General features: G+C 73.1%; 17 protein-coding genes. 5 read left to right on the forward strand and 12 right to left on the reverse strand.

Annotated features, from left to right (window positions below; translation table 11 throughout):
* The first annotated feature begins 119 nt into the window (after positions 1–119).
* Both AC1Z4A_RS32055 and AC1Z4A_RS32060 read left to right on the forward strand, forming a co-directional pair.
* Positions 120–1,004 carry a universal stress protein gene (locus tag AC1Z4A_RS32055; RefSeq protein ID WP_483683394.1) on the forward strand — a complete coding sequence of 295 codons (885 nt, stop codon included), beginning with the start codon at positions 120–122 and terminating at the stop codon, positions 1,002–1,004.
* Positions 1,005–1,091: 87 nt separating this feature from the next.
* A complete protein-coding gene (locus AC1Z4A_RS32060; RefSeq protein ID WP_483683395.1) occupies positions 1,092–2,231 on the forward strand; it encodes an NHL repeat-containing protein in 1,140 nt (379 codons plus the stop codon).
* A gap of 74 nt (positions 2,232–2,305) precedes the next feature.
* Here the strand turns inward: AC1Z4A_RS32060 and AC1Z4A_RS32065 are convergent, their stop codons facing one another.
* The 3 genes from AC1Z4A_RS32065 to AC1Z4A_RS32075 are packed head-to-tail and all read right to left on the reverse strand — an operon-like array spanning position 2,306 to position 6,297.
* Positions 2,306–3,721: an NAD-dependent malic enzyme gene (locus AC1Z4A_RS32065; RefSeq protein WP_483683396.1), complete on the reverse strand. Its 1,416-nt coding sequence runs from the start codon at positions 3,719–3,721 to the stop codon at positions 2,306–2,308.
* 49 nt (positions 3,722–3,770) lie between these two features.
* The gene (gene aspA, locus AC1Z4A_RS32070) at positions 3,771–5,222 is read right to left on the reverse strand and encodes an aspartate ammonia-lyase (protein ID WP_483683397.1); all 1,452 of its coding nucleotides are present in this window, start codon (positions 5,220–5,222) and stop codon (positions 3,771–3,773) included.
* A 58-nt stretch (positions 5,223–5,280) separates the two neighbouring features.
* Positions 5,281–6,297, reverse strand: coding sequence for an asparaginase (locus AC1Z4A_RS32075; RefSeq protein WP_483683398.1), 1,017 nt, complete (start codon positions 6,295–6,297; stop codon positions 5,281–5,283).
* Between the two features lie 166 nt (positions 6,298–6,463).
* Here AC1Z4A_RS32075 and AC1Z4A_RS32080 point away from each other — a divergent pair, with 166 nt between their 5' ends.
* Positions 6,464–6,919, forward strand: a complete 456-nt coding sequence (locus AC1Z4A_RS32080) for an Lrp/AsnC family transcriptional regulator (RefSeq protein WP_483683399.1) — start codon at positions 6,464–6,466, stop codon at positions 6,917–6,919.
* Between the two features lie 28 nt (positions 6,920–6,947).
* Here the strand turns inward: AC1Z4A_RS32080 and AC1Z4A_RS32085 are convergent, their stop codons facing one another.
* Positions 6,948–7,967 carry a Rieske 2Fe-2S domain-containing protein gene (locus tag AC1Z4A_RS32085; protein WP_483683400.1) on the reverse strand — a complete coding sequence of 340 codons (1,020 nt, stop codon included), beginning with the start codon at positions 7,965–7,967 and terminating at the stop codon, positions 6,948–6,950.
* Between the two features lie 205 nt (positions 7,968–8,172).
* On the opposite strand from AC1Z4A_RS32085, the gene AC1Z4A_RS32090 reads away from it, so the two are divergent.
* Positions 8,173–9,702, forward strand: coding sequence for a flavin-containing monooxygenase (locus AC1Z4A_RS32090; protein ID WP_483683401.1), 1,530 nt, complete (start codon positions 8,173–8,175; stop codon positions 9,700–9,702).
* Here AC1Z4A_RS32090 and AC1Z4A_RS32095 read toward each other — a convergent pair.
* Positions 9,630–10,739 (reverse strand): PP2C family protein-serine/threonine phosphatase, encoded by a 1,110-nt coding sequence (locus AC1Z4A_RS32095; RefSeq protein ID WP_483683402.1) that lies wholly within the window; start codon positions 10,737–10,739, stop codon positions 9,630–9,632. The genes AC1Z4A_RS32090 and AC1Z4A_RS32095 overlap by 73 nt on opposite strands.
* A gap of 196 nt (positions 10,740–10,935) precedes the next feature.
* Between AC1Z4A_RS32095 and AC1Z4A_RS32100 the strand changes: the two genes are divergently transcribed.
* Positions 10,936–12,015 carry a PP2C family protein-serine/threonine phosphatase gene (locus tag AC1Z4A_RS32100; RefSeq protein WP_483683403.1) on the forward strand — a complete coding sequence of 360 codons (1,080 nt, stop codon included), beginning with the start codon at positions 10,936–10,938 and terminating at the stop codon, positions 12,013–12,015.
* Between the two features lie 36 nt (positions 12,016–12,051).
* On the opposite strand, the gene AC1Z4A_RS32105 is transcribed toward AC1Z4A_RS32100, so the two are convergent.
* The 7 genes from AC1Z4A_RS32105 to AC1Z4A_RS32135 all read right to left on the reverse strand — a co-directional run bounded on the left by AC1Z4A_RS32105 (position 12,052) and on the right by AC1Z4A_RS32135 (position 23,199).
* Complete coding sequence (locus tag AC1Z4A_RS32105; protein ID WP_483683404.1) at positions 12,052–13,503, reverse strand: extracellular solute-binding protein; 1,452 nt, start codon at positions 13,501–13,503, stop codon at positions 12,052–12,054.
* A gap of 18 nt (positions 13,504–13,521) precedes the next feature.
* Complete coding sequence (locus AC1Z4A_RS32110; RefSeq protein ID WP_483683405.1) at positions 13,522–16,128, reverse strand: substrate-binding domain-containing protein; 2,607 nt, start codon at positions 16,126–16,128, stop codon at positions 13,522–13,524.
* On the reverse strand, positions 16,115–16,477 hold the full coding sequence (locus AC1Z4A_RS32115; protein WP_483683406.1) for an effector-associated constant component EACC1: 363 nt from the start codon (positions 16,475–16,477) through the stop codon (positions 16,115–16,117). Before AC1Z4A_RS32115 ends, AC1Z4A_RS32110 begins: the two co-directional genes overlap by 14 nt.
* A 41-nt stretch (positions 16,478–16,518) precedes the next feature.
* Positions 16,519–17,685, reverse strand: a complete 1,167-nt coding sequence (locus AC1Z4A_RS32120) for a substrate-binding domain-containing protein (RefSeq protein ID WP_483683407.1) — start codon at positions 17,683–17,685, stop codon at positions 16,519–16,521.
* The gene (locus AC1Z4A_RS32125; protein ID WP_483683408.1) at positions 17,682–18,728 is read right to left on the reverse strand and encodes an ABC transporter permease; all 1,047 of its coding nucleotides are present in this window, start codon (positions 18,726–18,728) and stop codon (positions 17,682–17,684) included. The genes AC1Z4A_RS32120 and AC1Z4A_RS32125 overlap by 4 nt, the downstream gene beginning before the upstream one ends.
* The gene (locus AC1Z4A_RS32130) at positions 18,725–20,260 is read right to left on the reverse strand and encodes a sugar ABC transporter ATP-binding protein (RefSeq protein ID WP_483683409.1); all 1,536 of its coding nucleotides are present in this window, start codon (positions 20,258–20,260) and stop codon (positions 18,725–18,727) included. The genes AC1Z4A_RS32125 and AC1Z4A_RS32130 overlap by 4 nt, the downstream gene beginning before the upstream one ends.
* Before the next feature lie 95 nt (positions 20,261–20,355).
* Entirely contained in the window at positions 20,356–23,199 is a 2,844-nt protein-coding gene (locus AC1Z4A_RS32135) for a SpoIIE family protein phosphatase (protein WP_483683410.1), read from the reverse strand.
* Positions 23,200–23,251 lie beyond the last annotated feature (52 nt).

The following is a 23,251-nucleotide window of genomic DNA, read 5'->3' on the forward strand; positions in this document are numbered from 1 at the left end:
GTGGGCCCGGACCGGCGCTCCGGCGCCGGTCCGGGCCCCGGTCTGCGCCCGTGGCGCGGCAGCCGCCGAGGATGCACGCTGGAAGCGGAGGTCAGGCCAACACCGGAGGTGGTCTCCGGATGGATGTGAGCGCTGCGTCGGTGATCGCGGAGGTCTCCGACCACCCCCTCAGCAATCACGCCGTGCGCTGGGCGGCGGACGAGGCGGCCCTCCGGGGCATGCCCCTGCGGCTGGTGCACGTCCAGGCGGGGCCGGTGAGCACAGCCCCCGGCACGGCGCCCGGAAGCCGGGCCCACTCCTGGGCCACGCACCTCCACGCCCGGGGAGAAACCCTGCTGCGCGAAGCGCGCGACGAAGCCCTGCGCTGCCACCGGGAGCTGGACGTACGCACGGAACTGGCCTCCGGACGGCCGGCACGCGTGCTGCGCGAAGCGGCCGGGGCCGCGAGCCTCGTCGTGCTGGGCACGCCGCGGTATGCCGGAGCGTCCTCGTTGTTCGCTCCCCGGGACGAGGCCGACGCCTTGATCGGCCACGTTCCCTGCCCGGTCGTGCTCGTGCGGGAGCCTCCCTCCGGCGTGCCGGCCGATGCCCCGGTGGTGGTGGAAGCGGACGGCTCGCCATCGGCGGGCGCCGCCGTCGACCTGGCCTTCGAGGAGGCGTCCCTGCGCGGCATCGGCCTCGTCGCGATCGAGGTGCGCAAGCCCCGGGACGCGGGACGGAGCGACGTCCTGGAGGAAGCCCGGGTGGATATGGCGGAGTTGCTGGCGGGACGCCGCGACCGGTACCCGGGCGTCGAGGTCCGTCAGGAAGTGCTCACCGGCGATTCCGCGGCGATGCTCGCCTCGGCGGCCCGCCGCGCACGCTGCCTGGTGGTCGGCTCGCACAAGCGGGGCAGAGTGACGGACGCGCTGCTCGGATCGGCCATCGGCACCCTGATCCACGGCACGGACTGCCCCTTGCTCGTCGCACCGGCAGTGACGACAATCCATCGCCCACAAGGATGAATGCAGCAAATCCACCATCGGATAGTCGGTCAATACCGCTTTCATGGACCCGTCGCCGAGAAGCCGTACGAGTCCCGGGAGGACCGGTTGGACCGCCGTACGTTCCAGAGCCGGCTGTTTTCGCTGGGCAGCCTGACCGCTGCCGGGGCGCTGTTCGGAGCGCCGGGGAGAGCGGCGGCGGCCGGGCCGGGGCGGAGAGGAGCGGGGGCGCCGCCCCGGCGGTCGGTGGTGGAGTACGGGCTGCCGTTCGCCGAGGAGACGCACGAGATCGTCAAAATGCCGGGCAGGCCGGTGGTGTTGGTGTCCCAGATGTCCAACAGCCGTCTGGTGAAACTGACCCTGGACCCGCGCACCGAGCAGGTGACGGGTGCCGGGGCGTTCGCGCTGGGGCCGTCGGACGCGATGCTGCACGGGCTGGCGGTCTCGTCGCGCCATCCCGGGCGGATCTGGGCCACACACGAGGGCGGGAACCGGCTGTTGCTGGTGGACCCGCGGGCGGACACGCCGGATGCGGCGCCGCGCATCGAGCGGGAGATCGGCATTCCGGGCGGTGGCCGAGGGCCGCACTACGTCAATGAGTACGGCGACGTGCTGTGGGTGACGCTGAAGGGGAGCGACCAGGTCCTGGCGCTGGACCACACGCGTCCGGCGCGCCACCGGCTCTTCGCGGCGAGGCCCCATCCCATCTTCGCCGCACGCCACCCGGCGAGCGGCGACTTCTACGTCAGCCAGGACGGCGCGAGTTCGCTGCTGCGGATCGACCCGCAGAGCGGGCGTACGTCGCAGATCCCGGTCCCGGCGGAGCAGGGCAGTACGCCGGTCGGGCTGGTGAGCGGTCCGGGCGGGGTCTGGGTGGTGCTCCTCGGCTCGGCGGAGGCGGGCACCGGCACGTTCGGCCGGATCGACGGGGACGGACGGATCGTCTGGCACCGGCTGCGCAGCCCGCAGGGACGTTCGGCGTGGCTGCTGCACCTGGCCTTCGACCCGCCGGGCGCGGCGCGCGGGCGGGAGCACGGCCTGTGGCTGCTGGGGTCGTCGATCGTCTCCGACGCCGCGCAGGACCTGATCATCCGGGTGCGGTTCGACGCGTCGTGGACGCGGATCGTCGGGGAGAAGTACGCGGCGCTGCCGACGCAGCGGTGCAAGGCGCACCGCCTGCTGCCGCTGGAGAACAGCGTGCTGGCCACCGAGCTGACGACGGCCACGGTGGCGCAGCTGGGTAATTGATGCTGTTCAGCAGCGCTCAAGGCGGTGCCGGAGGCCGCCTGAGCCGTCCGGCACTCACCCTCGCCCCGGCGGGATCAGTCGGTGTGACGGAGCGCCAGTGCGGCCCGCTTCACCGCGGAGGCCACGGCCTCCGTCGCCTTCGCATTGAAGACGCTGGGGATGATGTAGTTCGCGTTGAGCTCGTCCTCGGCGACGACGTCGGCGAGGGCGCGGGCGGCGGCGAGCATCATGTCGGTGTTCACGGTGCGGGACTGGGCGTCGAGCAGGCCGCGGAAGACGCCGGGGAAGACCAGCACGTTGTTGATCTGGTTCGGGAAGTCCGAGCGGCCGGTGGCCACCACCGCGGCGGTCTGGCGGGCGATGGCCGGGTCGACCTCGGGGTCGGGGTTGGCCAGCGCGAAGACGATCGCGTCCCCCGCCATGGCGGCCACGTCGTCGCCGTCGAGGACGTTGGGGGCCGAGACGCCGATGAAGACGTCCGCCCCGCGCACGGCCTCCTTGAGCGTGCCGGTGATGCCCTCGGGGTTGGTGTTGTCCGCGATCCACCGCAGCGCCGACTCCGGGCCCGCGTCCACCAGGTCCTTGCGGCCGGCGTGGACAACGCCGTGGATGTCGGCGACGACCGCGTGCCCGACACCCGCGGCCATCAGCAGCTTGAGGATGGCCGTACCGGCGGCGCCCGCGCCGGACATGACGACCCGTACGTCGCCGATGTTCTTGTTCACCACGCGCAGCGCGTTGGTGAGGGCGGCCAGGACGACGATGGCGGTGCCGTGCTGGTCGTCGTGGAAGACGGGGATGTCCAGGGCCTCGCGCAGGCGGGCCTCGATCTCGAAGCAGCGCGGGGCGGAGATGTCCTCGAGGTTGATGCCCGCAAAGCCCGGGGCGATGGCCTTGACGATCTCCACGATGGCGTCGGAGTCCTGGGTGTCCAGGCAGATCGGCCAGGCGTCGATGCCCGCGAACCGCTTGAAGAGCGCGGCCTTGCCCTCCATGACCGGCAGCGCGGCCTTCGGGCCGATGTTGCCCAGGCCCAGCACCGCCGAGCCGTCCGTGACCACCGCGACGGAGTTGCGCTTGATGGTCAGACGGCGCGCGTCCTCGGGGTTCTCCGCGATCGCCATGCACACCCGGGCCACACCGGGGGTGTAGACCATGGACAGGTCGTCACGGTTGCGGATGGGGTGCTTGGACGCCATCTCGATCTTGCCGCCCAGATGCATCAGGAACGTACGGTCCGAGACCTTCCCCAGCACCACGCCCTCGATGCTGCGCAGCTTGTCGACGATCTCGTCGGCGTGCGAGGTGGAGGTGGCGGCGACGGTCACGTCGATGCGCAGCTTCTCGTGGCCGGAGGCGGTGACGTCCAGGCCGGTCACCGAGCCGCCGGAGGACTCCACGGCCGTGGTGAGCTGGCTGACCGCGGTCCCGCCTGCGGGGACCTCCAGTCGGACGGTCATCGAGTACGAGACACTGGGCGCCGTTGCCATCGGGGGGTTCTTCCTTTTGGTACTTGTGCGTGTGCGGGGGGGAGGGAGATCAGGACGCGCTGGTCGCGGCGGCCTGTGCGTGCGGGCGGGCGAGGTTGTCCGGGTGGAGGATCTCCTGCAGCCGCTCCGGGGTGAGGAGGCCCTTGGCCAGCACCAGGTCGTAGACCGAGGCACCAGTGGTCAGCGCCTCCTGGGCGACGGCGGTGGCCTGCTCGTACCCGATGTGCGGGTTGAGCGCGGTGGCCAGCCCGATGGACTGCCCGACGAGCTGTGCCAGGTGCTCTCGGTTGGCGGTGATGCCGCTGACGCAGCGCCCGGCGAGGGTCAGGCAGCCGGCCCGCAGGTGGGTGAGGCTCTTGAGCAGGCTGTGCGCGATGACCGGTTCGAAGGCGTTGAGCTGGAGCTGGCCGGACTCGGCGGCCATGGTGACGGTCACGTCGTTGCCGACGACCTCGAAGGCGATCTGGTTGACCACCTCGGGGATCACCGGGTTGACCTTGCCCGGCATGATGCTCGAACCCGCCTGCACCGGAGGCAGGTTGATCTCGGCGAGGCCGGCGCGCGGACCGCAGGAGAGCAGCCGCAGGTCGTTGCAGGTCTTGGAGAGCTTGACGGCGATCCGCTTGAGCACGCCGGAGAGCTGGACGAACGCGCCCATGTCCTGGGTGGCCTCGACGAGGTCGCCGGCGACGGAGAGCGGGACGCCGCTGATCGCGCTCAGGTGGGCGCAGGCCGTCCGGGGGTACTGCGGGTGGGCGTTGAGGCCGGTGCCGATGGCCGTGCCGCCGAGGTTGATCTCGCTCAGCAGCGCGCACGCCTCGCGCAGGCGCGCCTGGTCCTCGCCCAGCATCACGGCGTAGGCCGCGAACTCCTGGCCGAGCGTCATGGGCACCGCGTCCTGGAGCTGCGTACGGCCCATCTTCAGCACGTCCGCGAACTCCTCGGCCTTGGCGGCGAAGGCCTCGCGCAGCACCTCCATGGCCTCCAGCAGGCGGCCGGCGGCGAGCTGGAGGGAGAGCCTGACGGCGGTCGGGTAGACGTCGTTGGTGCTCTGCCCGGCGTTGACGTCCTCCAGCGGGTGGAGGTGGCGGTACTCGCCCTTGCCGTGGCCGAGGAGTTCCAGCGCCCGGTTGGCGACGACCTCGTTGGCGTTCATGTTGGTGGAGGTGCCGGCGCCGCCCTGGATGACGTCCACGACGAACTGGTCGTGCAACCGCCCGGCGCGGATCTCCTCGCAGGCCCGCACGACGGCGTCCGCCTTGCGCTCGTCCAGCAGCCCCAGGTCCCGGTTGGCCAGGGCGGCGGCCTGCTTGACCGAGGCCAGGGCGACGACGAGGTCGGGGTAGGCGGAGATCGGCGTGCCGGTGATGGGGAAGTTCTCCACGGCCCGCAGGGTGTGGACGCCGTAGTACGCGGCCGCGGGCACGTCCCTGTCGCCGAGGAGGTCGTGCTCGCTGCGCACCTGCGCAGGGGTGGAGGGGCTGGGAACGGAAGCCGGCATGGAGGGTCCGATCAGGTGCGTGGGGGGGAAAAGACGGGGTGGGGGAGGGGGAGGAACGTCAGGCCGCTGCGGCCGGCGTGGCGACCGTGGTGGGCACGACGCCGCCGAGGGCATGGCGGAGTGCGCGGGCGCGCTCGGCCGGGTCGGTGGTGGCGAGGACCGCGGAGAGCACGGCGATCCGCGCCTGGCCGGCGCGGAGGGTGCCGGTCAGCACCGCTCCGGCGGCCGCGAGGTCCACGGCCCCGCCATGGGTGTAGATCTCCGCGACCGGCCCGGAGGGCACGCGCGTGGTCACGGCGACGAGGACGCCGCGGGAGACCGCCGCCCCGACGGCGGCACTGATCTCGGGGGTGGCATTGCCCGCTCCCGTGGCGACCAGGACGATGCCCTGGGCGCCCGCCTCGACGGCGGCGTTGAAGAGCAGCGGGTCCCCGTCGCAGTGGTGCATGACGACGTCGACCCGGGGCAGCGGCTCGACGGCCGGCGGCAGGGCGAGCGGCGCCGGGCGCTCGGGCCGGCGGTGGACGACGATGCCGTCGGCCGTCACGTCCGCGACCCGGCTGCCGGAGGGGTCGGCGAACGCGTCGGCGGCCAGCGTCTGCACCTTCACCGTGCCGCGCGCGGCGTGCACCTGCCCGTCGAAGACCACCAGGACGCCGAGGTCGCGCACCGAGGCCGCCGTCAGCAGCGCGTCGTGGAGGTTGCGCGGCCCGTCGCCGTCCGGCGCCTCGAGGGGGCGCTGGGCGCCGGTGAAGACCACCGGGCGGGGGTCGTCGTGATGGAGGTCCAGCAGGAAGGCGGACTCCTCCAACGTGTCCGTGCCGTGCGTGACGACGATCCCGTCGACGGCGGGGTCGGCCAGCACCTCGCGCACGGTGCGCAGGAGCGTCAGCTGGTGGGCGGTGGTGAGCCGGGCGCTGTTCACGCTCATCAGGTCGACCACCCGCACGGTCACGCCCTCGGGCACGACGGCCGTGGCCAGGACGTCCCCGCCCCGGGCCTCGGCGGCGAATCCGGACCCCTGCCAGCGGCTGGCGATCGTCCCGCCGGTGCTGATGACGACGACCTGTCCCACGTGTGCTCGCTCCTCTTGCCGCTTCGTCCGGGTGATCGGCGCCGACCGTGTCCTCGTACGTCAGTTCGCAGGCGGCCGGGCCGGGGGCAACAATAGGACGAAACGCGCGCAATTTGATCGCCAATTCAGGCGCACTCTCCCGAAAGCCCTGGAGGATAATTGCGCCGTGGACCAGATCGACAGAAATATCTTGCGCGAGCTTCAGAGCGACGGCCGGCTGACCATCCAGGAACTCGCCCAGCGGGTCGGCCTCACGTCCTCGCCCTGCATGCGCCGCGTCCGCCAGCTCGAACAGGACGGCGTCATCCAGGGCTACCGGGCGATCATCAACCCGGAAGCCGTCGGACGCAGCTTCGAGGTCCTCGTCTCGGTCGAGGTCAAGCGCGACCGGGAGGCGGTCGAGGCCTTCGAGGCGGCCCTCGAGGACATCCCCGACGTGATCGAGGCGTACCGCCTCTTCGGCAGCCCCGGCTGCCTGCTGCGCATCGCCGTCGCTGACATCACCGCCTACGAGCGGCTGTGGATCGAGCGCCTCACCACGCTCTCCGGTATCACCGAGGTGAACTCGCAGATCGTCATGAAGCGGATCAAGGAGCCGCGGGGGCTGCCGGTCGAGGACTAGCCGGCCAGGTCCTGCGCGGGCCGGCCCCTCACGAGGCCGGATGGAACTGGCGGACCCAGTGCCGGTAGAGGCCGATGGCCTCGTCGCCCGCGGCGAGCCGGGGGCGGGGCTCGTAGCGCTTGGCGTTCCAGATCCGCACGTCGTCCCGGACCTTGGCGACAGCGGCGTGCAGCATTCCGCGGGCCAGGGCGCGGTGCACGGGATGTCGCAGGAGTGCCGTCCCGGCCGTCCGCGACCGCCGGCTGTCCGTGCAGGCGGCCGCGAGGAGCAGGCGTGTGCGCCGGGGGCCGGTCGGTGTGTGCATGGCCCACAGGTGGACGACGCAGCCGAGCGGGGGCAGCGGCAGGTCGACCCGCAGACAGCCCACCCCCGCCAGCAGGAGCGAGTGGTCGGCCCGGATCTTCCTCAGCACCGCAGGGCGGGTCGGCCCGAGCCTGAGCCGTGTGCGCAGATAGGGGCCTTGGGCGTGGGGCGGGTCGAGTTCCTCCAGCGCGACGTGGTGCACGACCGGCAGGTGCCGGTAGTCGAGCGAGTTCTCGGCGAGTTCCTGGGCGGGCGCGTGGACTTCGGTGCTCCAGGCGGCCGTCGGTGCGAGCACTGCCGGGGAGGTGTCGGGGACTTCCCACGTGGGCGGGGCGCCGTCGTGCCCGCGCCAGACGAAGACGAAGCCGCTGCGCTCGCACAGCGTGTGGTGCTCCAGCCGGGCGCGCGGCGGCGGGCTGCCGGGGGTGCCGACGCAGGCGCCGTCGGGGGCGAAGGCGAAGCGGTGGAAGGGGCACACCAGGTTCCCCTCCTCGACGGTGCCACCGGTGCCGAGGTGGGCTCCGAGGTGCGGGCAGTAAGGGCGCACCGCGTACGGCCGTCCGTCGCGGGTGCGGTAGAGGACGACGTCCTCGTCCGCGAGACGGCGGGTCAGGACGGTGCCGGGGGCGAGTTCGCGGGAATGGGCGAGGCAGAACCAGCCGCTTGGGTAGGGGAGGCCGGGTTCCTGCTCGCCGGCGGCACGGTGTCGGCTGCGAGGTTCCGGAAGCTCCGCCCCCAGGGTCATACCCGGGAGCCAATCACAGGCCGGAGCACCGGATATCTCCGATCCAGGAAAAATCACTCGTATGAGTCATGTTTTCGTCACACCTCTCATTTCGGTATCACCCGCCGGTAGGCTCCCTCGCCTTGGTGTGACCGGTCGCACGCGCCCTTCCCGCACCGGTGCCGGGGTGCGCACGGCAGTCGAGGGGGACAAGGGGGACGAGGCCATGGCCGACGGATCCGTCGGGAACAGGCGCGGCGAGGCGGAGGTCCTCGTCATCGGGGCCGGCCTCTCCGGAGTGGCCGCCGCGATAGCCCTGCGCCGAGCCGGCATCGAGGACGTCGTCGTGCTGGAGAAGTCCGACCGGCTCGGCGGCACGTGGCGCGACAACACCTATCCGGGGTGCGGCTGCGACGTACCGTCCGTGCTGTACGAGTACTCCTTCGCCCCCCACCCCTGGAGCAGGTGCTTCGCCGCCCAGCCCGAGATCCTGGGCTATCTGGAGACCACCGCGGCGAACCACGGCGTGGACAAGCTGATCCGCTACGGCACGGACGTCCTGGCCGGCCGCTGGGACCCGGACGCGCACCGCTGGACCCTGCACACCACCGCGGGCCCCCGCACGGCCCGGGCGGTCCTCGTGGCCACGGGCCCCTGGCACCGGCCCCGCTACCCCGACATCCCCGGGCTGGACGGCTTCCCCGGCACGGTCTTCCACTCCGCCCGCTGGCGCCACGACACCGATCTGACGGGACGCCGCGTCGCCGTGGTGGGCACCGGAGCCTCCACGGTCCAGTTCCTGCCCGAGATCCAGCCCCGCGCAGCCCGCGTGGACGTCTTCCAGAGCACCCCCCAGTGGGTGCTCCCGAAACCGGACTACGCGCTCCCCCCGGCCGTCCACCGCTTCCTCGGCCGCCACCCGGCCGCGCGCCGCGCGCTGCGCGGCCTGCACCACTGGACACAGGAAGCCGTCGGCGTGCCGCTGCGCCACCCCCGCCTGCTGCCGCCCCTCGAAGCCGCAGCCCGCCGTCACCTGCGCAACTCCGTGCCCGACCCGGCCCTCAGGCAGGCCCTGACCCCCCGCTACCGCCTCGGTGCCCGCCGCCTGATCGCCTCCGACACCTACTACCCGGCCCTGACCCGGCCCAACGTCCACCTCCACCCCACCCGGGCGACCGCCGTGCACGGCCGGGACGTCCTCGGCGCCGACGGCACCCGCGTCCCCGCCGACGTCGTCATCCTCGCCACCGGATTCCACATCGGCGACCTGCCCCTGGCCCCCCGCCTGCACGGCACGCACGGCACCGCACTCGCCCGGACCTGGGCCGGCAGCCGCCGCGCCTACCTGGGCACCAGCGTCAGCGGATTCCCCAACCTCTTCCTCCTCATCGGGCCGAACCTGCTCACCGGCACCACCGCGGTCCCCACCGTCCTCGAAGCCCAGCTCCGCTACGTCACCACGGCCCTCACCCACCTGCGCACCCACGGGCACACCGCGATGGACGTACGGCCCGAGGCCGAACAAGCCCATCACACGGCCCTGCACCGGGCCCTGCGGACCACCGTCTACAACTCCGCCGACTGCTCCGGCTACTACTTCGGCGTCCCCGGCGTGAACACCTTCTGCTGGCCCTGGTCCACCCGCCGCCTCGTCACACGCCTGCACAGCTTCGACCCCGGCGCCTACACCTGGTCGACGGCGTCCCGAGTGATCGCCAGCAACGCCATGTCATCGGTGATCCGGCCGCCGGTGTGATGGCCGACATCGGCCAGAAGGGCGTCGAGCAGCTCGTCCGGACCCGCGAAGACACGGCCGGTCAGCGCCGCGACAGGGTCGAAGAAGGCACCCGCACGGTCCTTGGCCTCGGTGAGGCCGTCGGTGTACAGCAGGAGAGTCGCCCCCGCAGGAAACGGCACCGTGTCGGCCACGTCCCTGCCGGGGCCGAGTTCCGCCAGGCACAGCGGTAGAGCCGGCTCGGACGGCTCCGCGCTGCGCACCTCACCGTTCCGCAGCAGCAGGGGTGCCGGGTGGCCGCGGTTGACCAGCCGCAACTCGTCGCCCGCGTGCGGGATCTCGGCCAGCACGCCGGTGACGAACCCCTCGGCCCGCTCGAGCCCCTCCCGTCGCTCGGCTTCCCGCACCAGCCCCCGGTCGAGCCGCTCGGCGACGGCGGCGAGCGCGGGCTCCTCCTCGGCCGCCTCCCGGAACACCCCCAGCGCCACGTCCACCGCCTTGACCGCCTCCATGCCCTTGCCCCGCACGTCGCCGACCAGGCAGCGCACGCCGTACGGAGTGTCCTGCACGCCGTACAGATCGCCCCCGATCTGCGCCTCCCTGACCGCGGACCGGTAGCGCACGGCGATGCGCAGGGCGCCGAGGGACTCCGGCGGGTGCGGCAGCACCGCGCGCTGCACGGCGAGGGCGACCTCGCGAGCGGACTGGAGCCGCACGTCCCTGTAGTGCATGAGCCGGTTGACGACGACGGCGAAGGCCGAGACGGTCGCGACCGCCGCCAGCTCGCTCAGCCCACCGGGGTCCCCGATGAAGCCGAAGTGGGCGAGCAGCGCGGCATCGGCCGCACAGGCGCCGATGCCCGCCAGGATCGTCGCGCGCGGCGACAGCAGCGCCGCGGCCGTCATCGGCGCCGCCGTGTAGAAGGCCTCCGCGCTGAAGTGCGGAGGAGTGTTCAGGTCGATGACGACGCCCGCGGCCAGGATCAGCAGGGGCACCAGCTGGAGGTGGCCCAGGAGCCAGCGCACCACGGTGGCCGGCCCTGCGCTCGGTGCCTTCACCTGCCCGCTCCCGCTCGTCCGTGCCGAACACCACGGTCCAGCATCCCCGGACCGGATCACGGCTGCCAGCCGTGCGGCGTCCGTATGGGTGCGTATCCGGCGATCGCCGCTGGCGATGCGATCCCGCCGCTCCGCGCAGGGGATGCATAGGATCGGCATCCGGTACGGATCGGTCGAATGTGAGAGCGGGGTACGGATGGACCCACTCGTCACGCGGTGGCCCCGGTACGCCTCGTTCGCCCCCGCCGCACTGATCGTGGCCGGGACCCTCTGGAACGTCTTCTCGCCCGACCAGTACTGGGGCGATCCGACGCTGGCCGCCTCCGTCGTGGTGGCAGGGGCCCTGCTCCCGCTGCCGCACACCGTCGCGACGGGAGCGGCCGTCGTCCTCGTCGAGCTGGCGCTGGCGGTCAAGGACGGCTACTTCGGCCATGTCGTCGGCACACTCGAACTGACCAATGCGGTGCTCGCGGCGCTCGTCGGCGTCGGCGTGAACAGGGTGATCGCCCGCCACGGCCGGCACCTGGAAACGATGCGCTCCGTCGCGGAGGTCGCCCAGCGCGCCGTGCTGCCGGCGCCGCCGGCCCGGCTCGGCCCCCTGGCCGTTGCCGCCGTCTACAAGGCCGCGCAGATCGAGGCGCTGATCGGCGGGGACGCCTACGCCGTGCACGACACGCGGCACGGCACCAGGCTGATGATCGCTGACGTACGCGGCAAGGGCCTGGGCGCCGTCGGCGTGGTCTCCGTGCTGCTCGGCACGTTCCGCGAGGCCGCGGAGCAGGCCCCCGACCTGCCGGTGCTCGCCGAACACCTGGAGCGCGCACTGCTGAAGGAGGCCGCGCGGCGCGAGGAGGACGTCCGGATGGAAGGGTTCGTCACGGCCCTGCTCGGTGAGATCCCGCCGGACGCGGACCACGTCTCGCTGCTGAACTGCGGCCATCCCGCGCCGTATCTCCTGGAAGGCGGTGCGGTGTCGGCGCTGGATCCGGGAGAGCCGGGGCTCCCGCTGGCGATGAGCGGCCTGGGCGCGGCCCAGGCGGACACCTCGACCTGGCCGTTCCCGGCCGGCGCCACCCTGTTGCTGGTCACCGACGGCGTGACGGAGGCCCGGAACCGCTCCGGGGCCTTCTACGAACCCGCCGCCCGCCTCTCCGGCCTGGGTCCCTTCCGCGGGCCGGACGAGGTGATCGAGACCCTGGTGGCCGACGTGGAGCAGTGGACCGGCGGTCCGCGCGACGACGACATGGCGGTCCTGGCGATCACCCGCGATTCCTGAACCCCTCCCCGGCCGTTCGTCCTCGGCCGCTCGCCCTCAGCCGCTCGGCAGGACCTTGCGGAGCGCCGCGTCCAGCTCCTCGGCGACGTCCTCGTCGGATGCCGACCTGGCCTTCGGCGAGCTGTGCAGCCTGCTCAGCTCCGTGGTGAACGCGTGGGTGAACGCCCCGTACAGCGGCGTGCGCGGGCGCAGCGCCGCCGCCTCCAGAGCCGGCAGGAGCGTGCCCTGGGCGTACAGCGGACGCCGGTCCTTGTCGCGCGGCATGTCGGCGCCGCTGCCCTCCGACGGACCGGCCGCACCGGGCGCGGCGCGGCGGTCGTCGCACGACACGCCCGAATCCGTGTAGGCGGACTTGCGGGTCGCCGCGAAGCCGGCGTCCAGCAGACAGCGCTCGCTGGTCCTGTCGGTGAGGAACCTGACCAGCTCCCGGGCCTTCCGCACCCGCTCCTCCGGCATGGCCGGGCTGGCGGACACCGCGAGGTCCTGGCCGCCCAGCGCAGCGGCGCCGGGCAGGGGAGCGACGCCGAACTTGTCGTCGCCCAGGGCCGCGTGAAGGGTCCGGTACGCGTAGGGCCAGTGGCGGAGAAAGGCGGTCCGGCCCTCCGCGAAGTCCTTGAGAGTGCCGGCCTCGTCCGACTCGAAGGCCCCCTCGAGCGTGTGCGGGCTCCCGGTCCGGCGGCGGAACTCCGCCACTCCCTTCTCCAGCTCCTTCGGCGAGGCGGAATAGCGGCCGTCCTCGCCGGTCAGGCGCACCCCCGCCGATGCGAAGGCTTCGGTGCCGTTGACGGTGAGCCCTTCGTAGGCGCCGAGCTGACTCGTCCAGGCGCTGCGGTAGTCCTTCGACTTGTCGGACTTGTCGGCACGTGCCCATGCGTCCACCGCGTCCATCAGCGACGCCACGTCGTCCCACGTCGCGTGCTCGCCCGCGAGCGCATCGAGCCTCTTCCGGTCGATCCCCGCGCCGCCGACCAGGTAGTCACGGCGGTAGTACAGCAGGCCGACATCGCTGTTGTAGGGCGCGGCATAGACCTTTCCCTTCCAGCGGGCCGTGGCGGCCACCTTGCCGATGACGTCACCGTCGTCGGCGTAGTCCGTGGGCAGTTCCCGGATCAGTCCGGCCGCGGCGAACTCCGCGACCCAGGTGACGTCCAGGTTCACGACGTCGTAGCCGGCACTCCCCGACTGCAGCGCCGCCAGCAACTGGCTCCGTTGCAGATCCGCCGAGCCGGGCAGGACGACGGCACGGGCACGGTAGGGCGAGTTCTCCTTCTCCTGGAGTTCGTTCCACGCGTCGACCAGGCGCTTGCGGATTCCGTTCTTGCCCGTGACGTCCACGCCGGTCGCTATCACGAGCTGCGTCCCGGTCAGCGGCCGCACCGACGCCGTCCCGGTGTGCCCGTCCGGCTCGCCGTGCCCGGAACAGGCAGTCGCGACGAGCACCAGGACGGCACCCCAGACGAGCGACCGGACCATCCTCCAGAGATTCATGCTGCTGCCCCCGTCGTGCTATTGGTGGCCCTGCGCGACCTGGGCGACCTCGGTGCCGAGATCCCTGGCCAGGTCGCCCCGGGCGTCCAGGCACCTGCCGCCGCTCGCCTCGGCCACGCGCAGGTCCAGCCGGCCCTTCAGACAGCCGCCGGAGTCGAACGAGACCATCACCACCGGCACCTTCCGACCGGCCACGAACGTCACGAGATCGGCCTGCTGCGCCGCGTCCAAGCGGTCGTTGTCCTCGTCGTCGGTGAGCAGGACGACGAGCTGGGGGTGCCCGTCGTCCTCGTCGCCACGGGGCATCTGGTTCAGAGCCGCCCGCAGCGCACCCCCGATGTCCGCCTCCTTCGAGAGTTCCGGCACCGCGTCGTCCACCTTCTTCCCCGCCTCGGCGGCCTTGTCCTGCTCGCTCTTGTCGGCCGTCCTCGACCACGAGCCGTGGGTGCCGAAGGCGAGCAGTTCGCGGTACGGGGGGTCGGATCCCGCGGAGGCGACGCTCCACACACCGAAGATGTCCTCGGAGCCGAACCGGCTCATCGACTGCTTGAGGATCTCCCGCGCGCCGTTCGGCCCGTCCCACCACCGGCTCATGGACCCCGAGCTGTCCAGCAGGAAGCGGACCCGGCTCGCCGCGTTGGCCTGCCGGTACTTCTCCAGCGTGTCCACGGCCTCGTCCGCGGCGAGGGCGCGGGGCAGCGGGCCGGGGTTCGCCAGAAAGCCGGGCGGAGGGGAGGGGAGAGGGGACTGCGCCGCCGTGCGGAACGCCTCGCCCTGGAAGGCGTTCCGGCCGTCGTCCGAGGCCAGCCAGGACCGGAACCGCTGGACGGCCCGGTCGCGGTCGCCCTCGTCGAGACGGGCGTCGTTCCAGCGGACGTGGACGAACACCGGGTCGAGCCCGGGCACGTCGTTCGGGTACTCGGCCACGCGCGTCACTCCGGTCTCACCGACGCAGTGCTGGTACTGCCCGAGGGTGGGCTCCGCCACCAGGACCGCGGTGCGCCGGTCCACCGCCCGGGCGTCGGCCGAAGTGCCCCCGGCCAGACCGCACACCAGGTCCTTGCCCGTCGGCGCGGCGTGTCCCTGGCGCCGCTGCCCCAGCTCGACGTTGCGCGGTGCGTCCGTCCGGTACAGCCCCCGGGCCGCGGCGAGCCCGGCGTCGGTGTACCGCGGGTCGGCCCGCCGGACCTCCGCCTGCCCGTCCTTCCCCTTCGCCGAGGCCAGCAGCTCGGCGAGCGTGCGGCCGGCGCGGCCGCCCTCGGGCTCGGCGAGCTGCTCGGGCAGCAGCAGGACCATGGGCACATGGGCCAGCGGGTGTCTGTCGTCGAAGTCCAGGGTGAGCACCGACGACTGATTGCTCCCCTCGTCCTGTGCCCGGTGCGGGCTCGCCGAGGAGGCCGGTATCCATACGTCCGGCTGCGGCCCGACCGTGCCGACCGGGTTGAACCCGGACCGGCCGCCGTGCGCCCACTCCCCGTACTGGGTGCGGAACGCCTCCACGGTCTCGGCGGCACCGGCGCCGAAGACGGTGATACCGGTGCGGCGGCAGTTGTCCGAGTCCTTGTTCGCGTCGGACGCGACGAAGCTGTCCGCCGCCTTGCGGACGACCGGCGCCAGATCCGGGTCGGTGAGCACCCGCAGCTCGAGCGGGGGGTGGCCCGCGCACGAGGCGGCGGGCCCCTCACCGTGGGAGTCCCCGGAAGCGGTCCACCAGAGGACGGCGGTGAGCGCGACCACCGAGGCCAGCAGCAGCGCGGAGATCAGCCGCACGCGGTGGGGCCGGGAAACGGGCCCGGGAGGGTCGCCGCCCCCGTCGCAGGCCCCGCCGTCCACCCCGCCGGGAGCGGCGGCGGCCACCGGGCGGGCCAGGACTTCGCCCTCCGCGGCGTCCGTCCGGCACGCCTGCGGGCTCCACTCCCTGCCGCCCACCGTCCTGGCGGTCCGCAGGCCCTCCGACAGGCGCTTGTGCAGGCCGCCCAGGGTCACGGCACCGCCCGTTGCGCCGTCGGCCCGCCCGAGGTGCCGGATCAGCTGTGCCGTGTACGGGGTCGGCGTCCTGGCGCTCCCCGCATCGATCCGCTGGTTCTTCTGCACCGCCAGCAGCAACGAGACGCGCTTCTGGTCCTGCTCGTCGAGTTCCTCCCAGGCGCCGGCGGCGTTGCCCGCATGGCAGCAGTCGAGGACCACCACGGTGTGCCGGGGCCTGCTCTCGCCGGAGCACAGCCGGTTGAGCACGTCCTCCCAGCGGATCCACCCCGGGAAGCCGGGTCCGTGCTCCACCTTGGCGTCCCGCAGCCCCAGCAGCAGACGGCCGTGTCCGCCCGTACGCGTGTCGACGATGCCGTGCCCGGCGAAGTAGACCAGCAGCAGCCCGTCCGTACGGTCCCTCGCGTGCCCCAGGCGGTGCTCGAACTGCTCGACGCCGGGCGAGGAGAGCGACTCCACGCCGTCCTCGCCGAACGCCCCGCCCTCGCACAGCACCGTCCGCAGCTCCTCCAGATTGCGTGCGACGGCGGCGATGTCCCCCAGGCCCTCTGCGAATCTCAGCGGCCTCCTGCTGGCGTAGTGCGCCACGCCGACGAGCAGCGCGCGGTTGGTTCCCCCGTGCTGCTCAGGTCCGGCCATCGCGCCGGTCCTGCTCGTCGTCCTGCACCGCCCGGAAGTCGGGAGGGTCCGGATCGCCGAGGGCCCGCCGGCTCGTCCGCCACTCCTTGATCGACTCCATCGCGCGCCGCATGATCTCGGCCACGGCCGCGGAACCGCCCCAGTCGAGGACATGAAGCACGATGTCCAGCTGAGGGCCCATGGGAACGCCGGCTTCCGCACCCCGGGCGCCCCGCTTCACCTGTACGCGGTCCTTCAGCTCCGGTTCGCCCTTGAGCCACGCCTCCAGGGACGTGACGTCCCTTTCCTGCACGTGCCCGGGTGCGGAGATGCGCACGCTGTGCCGTAACTCGCCCTCGCCCTGTGCCATAACTTGACATGGTGGCACGGAGCGTGGCGTTCGAGGAGAGGTCAGTGAGGGGGTTCTGCCGGGGAGCGGCGGCCCCAGATCCTCCGGTACGCCGCGCGGTAGCCGTGCGGGTCCCAGCCGGTGCCGCCGCCGCTGTTGGCGGCGGTGGCGATGTGCACGGGGGCGACGTATCCGCTGGCGGGCTCGCCGGCGAAGGCGCGGTTGAACTCGTCGACGATCTGCCACCCCTGCTCGAGCAGCGCCTCGGGAACGGTGGCCGCCTGGAACTGCCTGCTGTTGATGCGCTGGAAGGCGGAGGGATCGCCGTCGCCCGCACCGATGTTGAAGGGGGCTCCGGCGCCCTTCCTGCGCGCCGCGCGCAGGGCGGGGGCGGCGTCGGCGAAGTACACGTCGTTGATGGCGACGGAGTGGGTCCACCGGTTCCGGAAGCGGGCCAGGAGCGCGGCGACCGCCTGGGGAGTCCTGCTGCTCGAGTCGGGGATCGGGATGTTCTCCTGCGTCAGCAGCTTCGTGCCCGGACAGCCGGCGAGTTCCTTCTCGATGAGGTCCGACTTGTGCCGCGCGAACGGAATCGAGGCATCGGTGAACACGACGACCCCGGCGTTGCCGCGCGAGTGCGCGATGACCCAGTCCGCGCTGATCCGCGCGACGTCGTCCACCCTGGTGGTGACGTTGGCGAAGAGCAGGGGGGCCTTGCTCGGCCCGGGGGAGGCGACCGCGTGCCAGCCGATGAGCGGGATGCGCTGCGCGTTGGCCTTCGCGACCTGCTGGGACGTCAGCCGCGGGTCGAAGCCGCCGATGACGATGCCTGCCGGCCGGAGGGTGACGGCCTGCCCGAACGCCGCCTGGATGCCGTTGGGGGTGCCCTGGCCGTCGATCACCCGGACGCGCCAGCCGATGGCCCGCACCGCGTCCCGCACGCCCTGGACGGTGCCCGCGACGCCGGGGTTGGTCATGGTCTGGGCGACGTAGACGATGTCCTTGCCCGGCACCGCCGCGGGGCCGGTGGTGGGGCCGTTCCACTCGGTGTCCGTCTTCTCGGCCTGCTCGACGGCCGCTTCGGCACCGGCCAGTGCGGCGGGGCAGCCGGCGCGCACCGGCCCCGTGGGGGGCGGCACGGAGCCCGTCGACGAACCGCGCTCGCAGCCGGTGACGGCGGTGGCCGCCACGGCCAGCACGAGCGCGGCCAGCCGGCGGCCGGAGGTCACGAGGCGGCCCCGGGCGGTTCGTGGAGCGACCGGGAAGGGTCCGTCCGCCGTTGCCGCAGCTGCCGCCGGGCGGCGTAGCCCGCCATGCCGACGGCGACGATCAGCGTGGCGCCGTTGAACAGCGGAGTCACCCAGAACTGGGCGCCGAGCTGGCCGATGCCCGCGAGGCCCACGGCCAGGACGGTGACGGCCACGAGGGTGCCCAGGGCGTTGGCCCGGCCCGGCCTGATCGCGGTCGAGCCGAGCAGGGCGCCGACGAAGGCGGGCAGCAGGTAGTCCATGCCGACGCTGGGGTTGCCGATCTGCTGCTGCGCGGCCAGCAGCACCCCGGCGATGCCGACGACCAGGCCCGATCCGGCGAAGGCGACGACGACGCAGCGCCGGGTGGGGATGCCGACCAGGTCGGCGGTACGGGGGTTGGACCCGATGACGTACAGGTACCGGCCCAGGGGCAGGCGCTCCAGGAGCAGCCACAGGACGGCCGTGAGCGCCAGGACGTAGAAGGCGGACACCGGCAGCCCCAGGAACCGGGAGTCGTAGAGGTCGGTGAAGGCGGCGGGCAGGCCGTGCGGGCCGGGGACGATCCGGGCCCCGCCGGTGATCCAGCCGGTGCAGGCGTACATGATGCTGCCGGTGCCGAGGGTCGCGATGAAGGAGTCGATCCGCGCGCATTCGACGACGGCGCCGTTGGCGGCGCCGACGACCGCCCCGCCGAGGACCACCACGAGGCAGGCGAGCGGCCAGGGCCGGCCCTCGGTGACGACGAGCCGCATCGTCATGACGTGCGCGAGGCCCAGGCCGTAGCCGATGGACAGGTCGAACTTGCCGGTGGTGATGGGAATCGTCGCGCCGAGGGCCAGGATGGCGGGGATCGACTGGTTGGACAGGACGGCGGAGATGTTGTCCAGCGTGGGGAAGGTGTCCGGCAGTGCGAGGGAGAAGGCCAGGAACAGCAGGGCCGTGAGGGCCAGGAGGCCGTAGGCGCCGACGAGGTGCCCGAAGCGGCGCCCCAGCGGGGGCCGCGGCGCGGGCGACGGGCTCATCCCGGCGCCCCGGTGAGGGGAGTGATGGCCGAGGCGGCGCGGGTGAGGGAGCCGACGGTGAGGGCCGCGCCGCTCAGCTCCGCCGCCACGCCGCCCCGTACGAACACCAGGGCCCGGTGGCACACGTCGGCGACCTCCTCGAAGTCGGTGGAGACGAGCAGGACGGCGAGGCCGCCGGCGAGTGCGTCCTCGAGCAGGCGGTAGATCGCCGCCTTGGCGCCCACGTCCACCCCGGCGGTCGGCTCCTCCAGGATCAGCAGCCTCATCCGCAGCCTGAGCCACCGGCCGAGCACGACCTTCTGCTGGTTCCCCCCGGAGAGGGTGGCGATCGGCACCTCGCTGTCCCGCGGGCGTACCGAGAACCGCTCGATCAGCGCGGCGGCCTCGGCGCGCTCGCGCCCGGGGCTGATCCAGTGCCCGCCCGGCGCACCGCCCGCATGCGGGTTGGCCAGGAAGTTCTCCCGCACCGTCAGTTCCGCGGCGCAGCCCTCGTCCTGGCGGTTGCTGGTCACGAAGCCGACACCGGCGCCGACGGCGGCCGCGACCGAGCCGGGCCGGTACGGCAGGCCGCCGAGCAGGGCCCGCCCGCCGGGGATCGGCCCGGTCCCGGCGAGGGCACGGCCCAGGGCCATGTGCCCGGCGCCGGTGAGCCCCACCATGCCGAGGATCTCGCCGGCGTGCAGCTCCAGGCCGACCGGCCCCGTGTCCTGGACCCGCACGTCCTCGAGGCGCAGCAGGGCCGGGCCCCTGGCGGAGTCGGCGAGGCGGTGGCCGCCCGGTTCGTGGCCCACGATGTCGTGCACCAGCCGGGCCGGGGCGTAACCGGCGAGCGGCCCGTGGCTGACGACGCGCCCGTCGCGCAGGACGGCGAACTCGTCGGCGACCTTGTGCACCTCGTCGAGCCGGTGGGTGACGAAGACGATGGCGCGGCCGTGGTCGCGCAGGGTGTGCAGCACGTCGAAGAGCCGGGCGCAGTCCGCGGCCGGGAGGCTCGCGGTCGGCTCGTCCAGCACGATGAGTGCGGCCTGCGTGCACAGTGCGCGGGCGATGGCCACCAGGGAGCGCTCGGCCCGGGTGAGGTCGGCGACGACGGCGTCCGGGTCGAGGTGCGCGGCGACGACGCCCAGGGCCTCGGCGCACTGCCGGCGGGTCCGCCGCCAGGACACCAGCCCCGCCCGGCGCGGGTACCCGGTGCCCAGGGCGATGTTCTCGGCGACCGTCATCCACCCGGCCAGCCCCAGGTCCTGGTGGATGAAGGACATGGCGCGGGAGGCCGCCTCGGTGCCGAGCGGATGCCCCGCGACGGTCACGTCGCCCCGGTCTGCGTGGTGGACGCCCGCGAGCACCTTGATGAGGGTGGACTTCCCGGCACCGTTGGGGCCGAGCAGCGCCAGTACGCTGCCGGAGCGGATGTCGAGGTCGACCGCGTCCAGCGCGAGCGTGCCGCCGAACCGCTTGCCGAGACCGCGGATGCGGACCAGGGGGTCCGGGTCGCGGCCCGGGCGGGGGGTGGTGTCGGGAGTGTCGTGCACGGACTTCTCCGGGAGTCGGTTGTCGGGACCTGTCAGGACCGGCTACCGCATGCCCGTCATGCTACGACCCGCTTCGGCCCGGATGCCGGAGGGCGTCAGATCGCGGGAATGTCGTCGAAGGAGATCTCGTGCGAGATCTCGTCGATGCCGGACGTCCCCGGCGGCATCTCCAGGGCGCACTCGGCCCAGATGACCTTGCCGCCGGGGGTGTAGCGGGTGCCCCAGGCCTGGGAGAGCTGTGCGACGAGGAACAGTCCCCGGCCGCCCTCGTCGGTGGTGGCGGCGTACCGCAGGTGCGGGGCGGTGCTGCTGGTGTCCGAGACCTCGCAGGTGAGGGTGCGGTCGTAGAGCAGACGCACCTGAATGGGTCCGGAGCCGTACCGGATCGCGTTGGTGACCAGCTCGCTGAGCAGCAGTTCGGTGGCGAAGCCGATCTCCTCCAGCCCCCATTCGGCCAGCTGCCGGGTGACCGCGGCGCGGACGGTGGACACGACTGCCGGGTCGCTGGGCACGTCCCAGGTGGCGATGCGGTGGGGGTCCAGGGCGTGGGTGCGGGCGACGAGCAGGGCGATGTCGTCGGCGGGGTGGGCGGGCACCACGCCCTCGACCACGGCCCGGCAGGTTTCCTCGGGCGGGCGGTTCGCATGGGCCACGGCCCGGCGCAGCTGCTCCAGGGCCGTGTCGAAGTCGCGGTCGCGGTCCTCGATGAGCCCGTCCGTGTAGAGGACCAGCTGGCTGCCCTCGGGGAGGTGGAATTCGGCGGTCTCGAAGGGGAGCCCGCCCAGCCCCAGGGGCGGACCGGCGGGCAGGTCGGGGAAGACGACGGTGCCGTCCGGGCGCACCAGCGCGGGCGGGCAGTGCCCGGCCCTGGCCATGGTGCACAGCTGCGAGGTGGGGTCGTAGATGGCGTACAGGCAGGTGGCGCCGATGATCCCGGTGATGCCGGCGAAGGGGTTGTCGCCGCACTCCTCCCGGTCCAGGCGCCCCACGAGGTTGTCGAGGTGGAAGAGGACCTCGTCCGGAGGAAGGTCCAGCTCGGCGAAGTTGCGGGCGGCCGTGCGCAGCCGGCCCATGGTGGCGGCGGCGTGCAGCCCGTGGCCGACGACGTCCCCGACGACAAGGGCGACGCGGGTGCCGGAGAGGGGAATGACGTCGAACCAGTCGCCGCCGACCCCGGACTCGGCGGGCATGTAGCGGTGCGCGACCTCGACGGCGTTCTGCTCGGGGAAGCCCTGCGGCAGCAGGCTGTGCTGGAGGGCCAGGACCATGGCGTGCTCGCGGGTGTAGCGGCGTGCGTTGTCGATGCAGATGGCGGCGCGCGTGGCGAGTTCCTGGGCCAGCGAGCGGTCGTCGTCCCCGAAGGGCGCGGGATCCCGCGCACGGTAGAAGCTCGCTATGCCCAGGGCGATGCCGCGGGCGAGAAGCGGGACGGTGATGAGCGAGTGGACGTTGTGGGCAAGGATGCGCTGGGCCGCCACGCGGTCCTGGGCGATCCAGCCCGTGGCGGTCCTCAGTTCGGGCTCCAGCACGGTCCGTCCGCTGATCAGGCAGCGGAGCTGGGGGGTGGTCGGCCGGAGGTGGACCCGCTCGCCGACGGGGTAGAAGGGGCAGTCCCCGCGGATGCCGTGGACCACCGTGCGGTGGAGGTCCTTGGTCGGATCGGTGGGCTCGTCGCCGCGCAGCACCGCCTCGGGCAGGTCGATGGTGACGAAGTCGGCCAGGCGCGGGACGGCCATCTCGGCGAGTTCCTGCGCGGTGCGGCGCACGTCCAGGGTGGTGCCGATGCGGGTGCTGGCCTCGGACAGCAGCTCCAGGCGGCGCCGGGCCGCCACGGCGTACTGGCCCACCCCGGGCTCTCCCACGAGCACCAGGCTGCCGGCCGCCGCGGATTCCGGAACCCCGGGCGCGACGGGCTCGCGGGCCGGAGCGGGGGCCCGGCCGCGCGTGTCCGGGGCGAGGTGCCAGGACAGCGGGACGGCATCGGTGAGGGCCTGCCGTCCCAGCAGGTGCGCAGGTGCCCCGGCCTCGGTGGAGACGGCCAGGCGCCGGTGCAGCGCGGGCAGGACCGCCTCGACGACGAGGCCCTCGACCCCGGTGGGGCTGGTCACGGGGCGGCTCAGCAGGGTGACCCGCCGGCCGCCGGGCAGGGACACCTCGACGGCGGCGCGCTGCGCCGAGGAGATCAGCTCGGCGGCCTTCTCCTTGAGGACCATCTGGTCGCGCCAGTCCAGCCCGCTCGCGGCAAGCTCGCCCACCTGTCCGTCGCCGGCGGGCAGCCGGAACCTGGCGTCGAGGTACGCCTGCAGCAGGGCGCGCTCGCGTGCCGAACTCTGCTCCAGCAGCCGCCGTTCGATGGCGTCGGCCGCCCTGCGGATGACGACGTCCAGCCCCGCGTCCGCGTCGGTGTGCGGATAGCCGAGGCAGAGGATGCCCTCGATGCGCCCGTTGAGCGGGTCACGGACGGGAATCGCCGAGCATGCGTTCGACTGGGAGCGTTCGGCGAAGTGCTCGGCGCCGTAGACGTTGATCTGCCGGCGCTCTGCGAGCGCCAGGCCGATGCCGTTGGTTCCGCCGTACTTCTCGGCGAACACGAAGCCCGGGACGCTCTGGATCGGGGCCAGGCTCCCGGCCATGGTGGGTTCGCCGAAGCGGCGCTGGAGCACGGCCCCGCGCCCGTCGGCCAGGGCCACGTTCATGTTCTTGCCCGCGAACCTGAGCTGCAGCCGGTCCAGCACGGGGGCGGCCGCCTGGACGAGGCGCCCGTCCAGGTCGAGGTCATCGGTGTAGGGAAGCTCGCATCCGTCCGGCGAGAGCCCCAGGGCCAGGGAACGCTGCCAGGAACTCAGGATCGGGCTGCGCACGGCTTCCTCCACCGCCTCGCCCCGAAGGAAATGATCACGGGCGAGTACGGGGCCGATGTCGTCTGCCACGAGCCCCATCCGGATCACTTCCCTCATCGGTGCGCGCGGCCCGGCCACTCGTGCGCGGGAG

It is taken from the genome of Streptomyces sp. 17_S59, from assembly GCF_056930295.1.

Coding starts and splice junctions, on each gene's coding strand:
- AC1Z4A_RS32055 (WP_483683394.1), top strand. CDS start 120: ATGGATGTGAGCGCTGCGTCGGTGATCGCGGAGGTCTCCGACCACCCC.
- AC1Z4A_RS32065 (WP_483683396.1), bottom strand. CDS start 3,721: ATGGCAACGGCGCCCAGTGTCTCGTACTCGATGACCGTCCGACTGGAG.
- aspA (WP_483683397.1), bottom strand. CDS start 5,222: ATGCCGGCTTCCGTTCCCAGCCCCTCCACCCCTGCGCAGGTGCGCAGC.
- AC1Z4A_RS32085 (WP_483683400.1), bottom strand. CDS start 7,967: ATGACCCTGGGGGCGGAGCTTCCGGAACCTCGCAGCCGACACCGTGCC.
- AC1Z4A_RS32090 (WP_483683401.1), top strand. CDS start 8,173: ATGGCCGACGGATCCGTCGGGAACAGGCGCGGCGAGGCGGAGGTCCTC.
- AC1Z4A_RS32100 (WP_483683403.1), top strand. CDS start 10,936: ATGGACCCACTCGTCACGCGGTGGCCCCGGTACGCCTCGTTCGCCCCC.
- AC1Z4A_RS32105 (WP_483683404.1), bottom strand. CDS start 13,503: ATGAATCTCTGGAGGATGGTCCGGTCGCTCGTCTGGGGTGCCGTCCTG.
- AC1Z4A_RS32110 (WP_483683405.1), bottom strand. CDS start 16,128: ATGGCCGGACCTGAGCAGCACGGGGGAACCAACCGCGCGCTGCTCGTC.
- AC1Z4A_RS32115 (WP_483683406.1), bottom strand. CDS start 16,477: ATGGCACAGGGCGAGGGCGAGTTACGGCACAGCGTGCGCATCTCCGCA.
- AC1Z4A_RS32125 (WP_483683408.1), bottom strand. CDS start 18,728: ATGAGCCCGTCGCCCGCGCCGCGGCCCCCGCTGGGGCGCCGCTTCGGG.
- AC1Z4A_RS32135 (WP_483683410.1), bottom strand. CDS start 23,199: ATGGGGCTCGTGGCAGACGACATCGGCCCCGTACTCGCCCGTGATCAT.